5 protein-coding genes are annotated in these 4,315 nt (G+C 58.6%); 3 read left to right on the forward strand and 2 right to left on the reverse strand.

Annotated elements, in window-relative coordinates; translation table 11 throughout:
• Positions 1-184: 184 nt before the first annotated feature.
• Positions 185-1,021, reverse strand: coding sequence for a 5-dehydro-4-deoxy-D-glucuronate isomerase (gene kduI / locus AC1D17_RS27830; protein ID WP_477568467.1), 837 nt, complete (start codon positions 1,019-1,021; stop codon positions 185-187).
• Positions 1,018-2,118 carry a beta-galactosidase BglB gene (gene bglB / locus AC1D17_RS27835; RefSeq protein ID WP_477568468.1) on the reverse strand — a complete coding sequence of 367 codons (1,101 nt, stop codon included), beginning with the start codon at positions 2,116-2,118 and terminating at the stop codon, positions 1,018-1,020. Before bglB ends, kduI begins: the two co-directional genes overlap by 4 nt.
• A 117-nt stretch (positions 2,119-2,235) precedes the next feature.
• Between bglB and AC1D17_RS27840 the strand changes: the two genes are divergently transcribed.
• The 3 genes from AC1D17_RS27840 to AC1D17_RS27850 all read left to right on the forward strand — a co-directional run.
• Positions 2,236-3,297, forward strand: a complete 1,062-nt coding sequence (locus AC1D17_RS27840) for a LacI family DNA-binding transcriptional regulator (protein ID WP_477568469.1) — start codon at positions 2,236-2,238, stop codon at positions 3,295-3,297.
• A gap of 192 nt (positions 3,298-3,489) precedes the next feature.
• A complete protein-coding gene (locus AC1D17_RS27845) occupies positions 3,490-3,819 on the forward strand; it encodes a tetratricopeptide repeat protein (RefSeq protein ID WP_477568470.1) in 330 nt (109 codons plus the stop codon).
• 2 nt (positions 3,820-3,821) lie between these two features.
• The coding region (locus tag AC1D17_RS27850) for a hypothetical protein (protein ID WP_477568471.1) at positions 3,822-4,315 on the forward strand (494 nt) is incomplete at its 3' end.

Below are 4,315 nucleotides of genomic sequence, written 5' to 3' on the forward strand. Positions count from 1 at the left end.
GTGCGGCAAGGATATTCGTGCGGAATGAAGTTCTTATGCTTGGTGAGGAAGAAGAACGGGTCCATCTCGCCCTTCATCGGCGCGTCAGGCACGTCGAAACGCTCTTCGGCAATCTTTCCGAGCTGCCAGTAGCGAATGGCGTCGCCGGCGTTCAATTTGCGGTTCATCAGGGATCTCATCGGGGTCATTTCAGCTCTGCCAGGGCCACCGGGGCCACGTCGTTATATTCCTGGTTTTCTCCGGTCATGCCCCAGACGAAGGCATAGGGGCCGGTGCCGGCGCCCATGTGGATAGACCAGGCGGGGGAGAGAACGGCATCGCCATTGGCGACGACCAGATGGCGCGTTTCTTCAGGGCGGCCCATCAGATGAATGATGCGATCTTCCGCCGCCATGTCGAAGTAGCAATAGGCCTCCATGCGGCGCTCATGCAGATGCGGCGGCATGGTGTTCCAGACACTGCCCTCGGCAAGATCGGTGATACCCATGAGAAGCAGGCAAGACGGCGTGACTTCCGGATGGATATACATGGCGAGACGACGTTTGTTCGAGCGGCGGCCGTCGCCCAGATCAACCGCTTTCGATTCCGCTTTCCTGATCAGCTTGTGGGGAATATCGGCACCGGCCGGAACGGAGTTCATGTAGAACCGGGCAGGGGTCTTTCCCGACAGGCTCGTCATCGAAATCTCGCGCGCGCCGCGGCCGAGATAGAGAACGTCACGGTTTTCCAGCGTGAAAGATTGTCCGTCGACAGTCACGGTGCCCGTGCCACCCAGATTGGCGATGCCCATTTCTCGTGCCGACAAGAGATAGGGCGTGCCGATCTCGTCACCGGAACCGAAGGCCACGCTCTTTGAAACCGGCATCGCGCCACCCAGAAGCAGGCGGTCGACATGGGTGTAGGTGAAACTGGCGGCGTCCGGCACGAACAGGTCGGTCATCAGGAAGGCGCTGCGGAGTTTTTCCGTGTCATAGCCTTTGACGTCTTCGGGGGCTGCGCCGTACAAAATCTTCATCGTCATGCTTCTTGTCCTTCTTGTCCGACGTGCTGCAGGCCTTCAGAAAGGCAGAGGATTGCTAAGGCCTGGCCGTAGCCGGTCGGTTGAATGGGGATGTCTCTGTAGAACTGGAGATCGTGGCCCATGCGGGTGCCATAGGAAACGTTTCCGACGGTGCCCGTCTCATCGATATTGTCCATTACCACCTGCAGGGCCTTCAGGCCGGCAGTGCGCCATGCCGGGGTGCCGAGGCCGAGGCGATAACCTTTCAACAGGCCGTAGCCGATACCGGCCGTGGCGGAAATTTCCTCATAGGATGTCGCGTCGTCAAGTAATGTGCGCCATGCACCGGATGGAGCCTGCAGCGACAGGAGCGCATCGACCTGCGCCACCAGCACGCCTTGCAGGAAATCCTTCACCGGCTTGGCGAGGTCGGCGAGGTCGAAGAGATCGAGCAAGCCTGCCGTAATCCAGGCATTGCCCCGCGCCCAGCGCGCCCGGGCGAAATTGTGCCGGCCATCGAAGGTCCAGCCGTGAAACCAGAGGCCGGTATGGGTGTCGGCGAGATAGCGGGTGTGGACGAGGAACTGGCGCGAGGCTTCTTCGACCAGTTCGCGGCGGCCACTCGCCTGCCCGTAGGATGCAAGGAACAGGGCGACCATATACAGCGTGTCATCCCACAGTTCGTCGTGATTGACCTTGTCGGAGACGTGATGCTCGAAGCCGCCTTCCAGCGTGCGTCCAAGCTCCGCCATCACCCGGTTTGCCCATTCATCGAGAACCGGCTGCCAACGAGGATCGCGGGTTTTTGCCCAGAGCACCGACAGGCCGAGCATCGGCGCAGTAGTATTGACGTTGAGCTGCGGCAGGCCGGCTTCGATACGCTGCTGATACCAGGCTTCTACCAATTGGCGCAGGTCGTCGCGGCCGGTGAACAGCCAAAGCTTGATCAGTCCATAGAGGCCGACGCCCTGGGGCCATTCCCAGCTATCGAAGCTGATATAGTCGCCGGCGGTCCCATCGAGATTGGGCTCATGGAAACGGCCGTCGTGCTTGAGGCCGGTCGTTCCGGCGACAAGGCGATCGAGACCGTTGCTGATATCGCGGCCATCTGGACCCATGAATGCTCCTCCACATTTGCCGCTCTTGGGGGGACGGCTCGTTGGATAAATAAATGCATGTCGATTTTTGTTGCGCAATATGAAAATTTTTCTCATGTTGATGCAACGGAGATCGATATGGCTGTCAAACCCATCGCGGGCAAACGCGGAAAGAAGAGCAGGCGCGTGCGTCTGGAAGATATTGCCGAGGCTTGCGGCGTGTCGCTGAGCACGGCCTCGCGGGCCATTGCCGGCGAAAAAGGAGTCCGTCCGGAAATCCGCCAGATGGTCCTTGAAGCCGCGAAAAATGCCAACTACGTCATCCCGACGGCCGTTGCCGGTCAGAAAGTCATCCTGGCAGCGTCGAGTGCTGCGATGATCGACTATGTGCGCAACCAGTTCACCCTCTATGTGCTTGAAGGACTGAAGGAACGCGCGCTGGCGCTGGGGCTAGTGATCGTCACGCGACCGATTGCCGACCGCAACGAGGAACTGGCCGTTCTCAAGGAGGCGCAGGATGATCCGCAGGTTGCGGGCCTCTTATTCCTGACCGTGGATGACGAGGGCATGCTGGCCGCAACACGCGGCTTCGACAAGCCGGTGGTGCTGCTCAATAGCGACGATCCGTTCATGCGGCTTTCCAGCGTCACGCCCTGCAACCGGTCCAGCGCACGGCTGGCAGCCGACCATCTGATCGGGCTCGGCCACGAGCGCATTCTGTTCCTGATGCGGCCGGGCCGACGCACCATCGAGCGGCGCTACGAGGGCTGGAAGGATGCGTTGCTGCATCACGGACTTGCTGCAGACGCGGATCTGGTTGTTCCCGTCGATGACTGGTTGCCGGAACTGGCGGCGCAGGCCATCGCGTCACGGATCGAAGCCCGCGGGCTCGATTTTACCGCTGTGCTGGCCGCTGGCGATAGTTTGGCCGTCGGCGCGATGATGGGCGTTCAGCAGCGGGGCTATTCCGTTCCAGGCGAGGTGTCTGTCATGGGTATGGACGACTTGCCGCAGGCCTCTTTCCTCAATCCGCCGCTAACGACGATGCACATCCCGATGCGCGAGATCGGCTCGGTCGCACTCGATCTCTTGCGTGACAGCCTGTCCGGTCTGCCGATGCCGCCGCGCCGTGTCGAACTCGCCTGCCATCTGGTCGAGCGCGCATCGACGGCGTCTTGCCGGCCTCTTCTGGTCATATAGTTTCGACGTGTAAAGCCAGGTCGCGGCTATTGCCGGGGCGCTTAGACGCGTCTGCGGCCTTCGTTTTCCCCTGGTCTACACTTCACCAAGCGAAAACCGGATCCGTGCCCGGCGATAGGCGTCCGGGATCGAGAGCGCCCAGATGAACAACCCGCTTCTTTCTCTAGAGTTACCATGCGGCGAATTCTTATCATGTTGAGTTCACTTGCGATGATGAGCTTTTCCTGCAACGCATGGGCTGACCCTGGCTACGACGCGTATATGAATGAGGATTATGCCAAAGCCTTGAAATATTGGAAGCCACAGGCAGAACGTGGTGACGCGTATTCGCAATTCGGTATCGGCGTGATGTACAGCGATGGCGAGGGTGTAGCGCAAGATACTGCAAAAGCAATTTACTGGTATCGCAGGGCCGCGGAAAATGGCGAGACAGATTACCGAAGATCCGCAGGTAGAATTCCTGAAATAAGCCACCTGCAGACGCTGAAGTGTGCAGCGTGGCTTCAAAGAATGGAGACTTGAAAATGATTGCCCGCTTGTTCATCACCGGACTATTGGTGGTTATAACGCCCGCCCTGGCTCAAGCTGAAAAAGAATATGATCCCGATGCCGTGAATGTYGTTGATGCCATCAACTGCAAACTCGACGCGCCCCAGTACATGGGTTTTTCTGTAACGTTAGGTGACGACGATGGCGGTTTCAAAAAAAGGGGCTGGAAGAAACAGGAATCTGGCAATCTATTTCTGTCGCAATATCTGCTCCCTTCTCCGATTAAAGTTGCCGACTATACGACCAATGAAATTGTGTTCAGTGCCAACGCCGTGCTTGCTATCCTCGATGTAGCAGATCCGAGCCAACTGGCGCTTCGGGAAAAAATTCCGAATAGTGTTCCTGGAACGGACAAATTTCGTGGTGAGCGCGAGTTGGTAAACAAGGTCGAGAAGGACGAGGAAACGGGCTGGACCGTGACCACACGCATTACACGCAACATATCCACCGTTAGCAGTCACCCGGGAAA

The sequence above is a fragment of the Pararhizobium sp. P1_E7 genome (genome assembly GCF_056405855.1).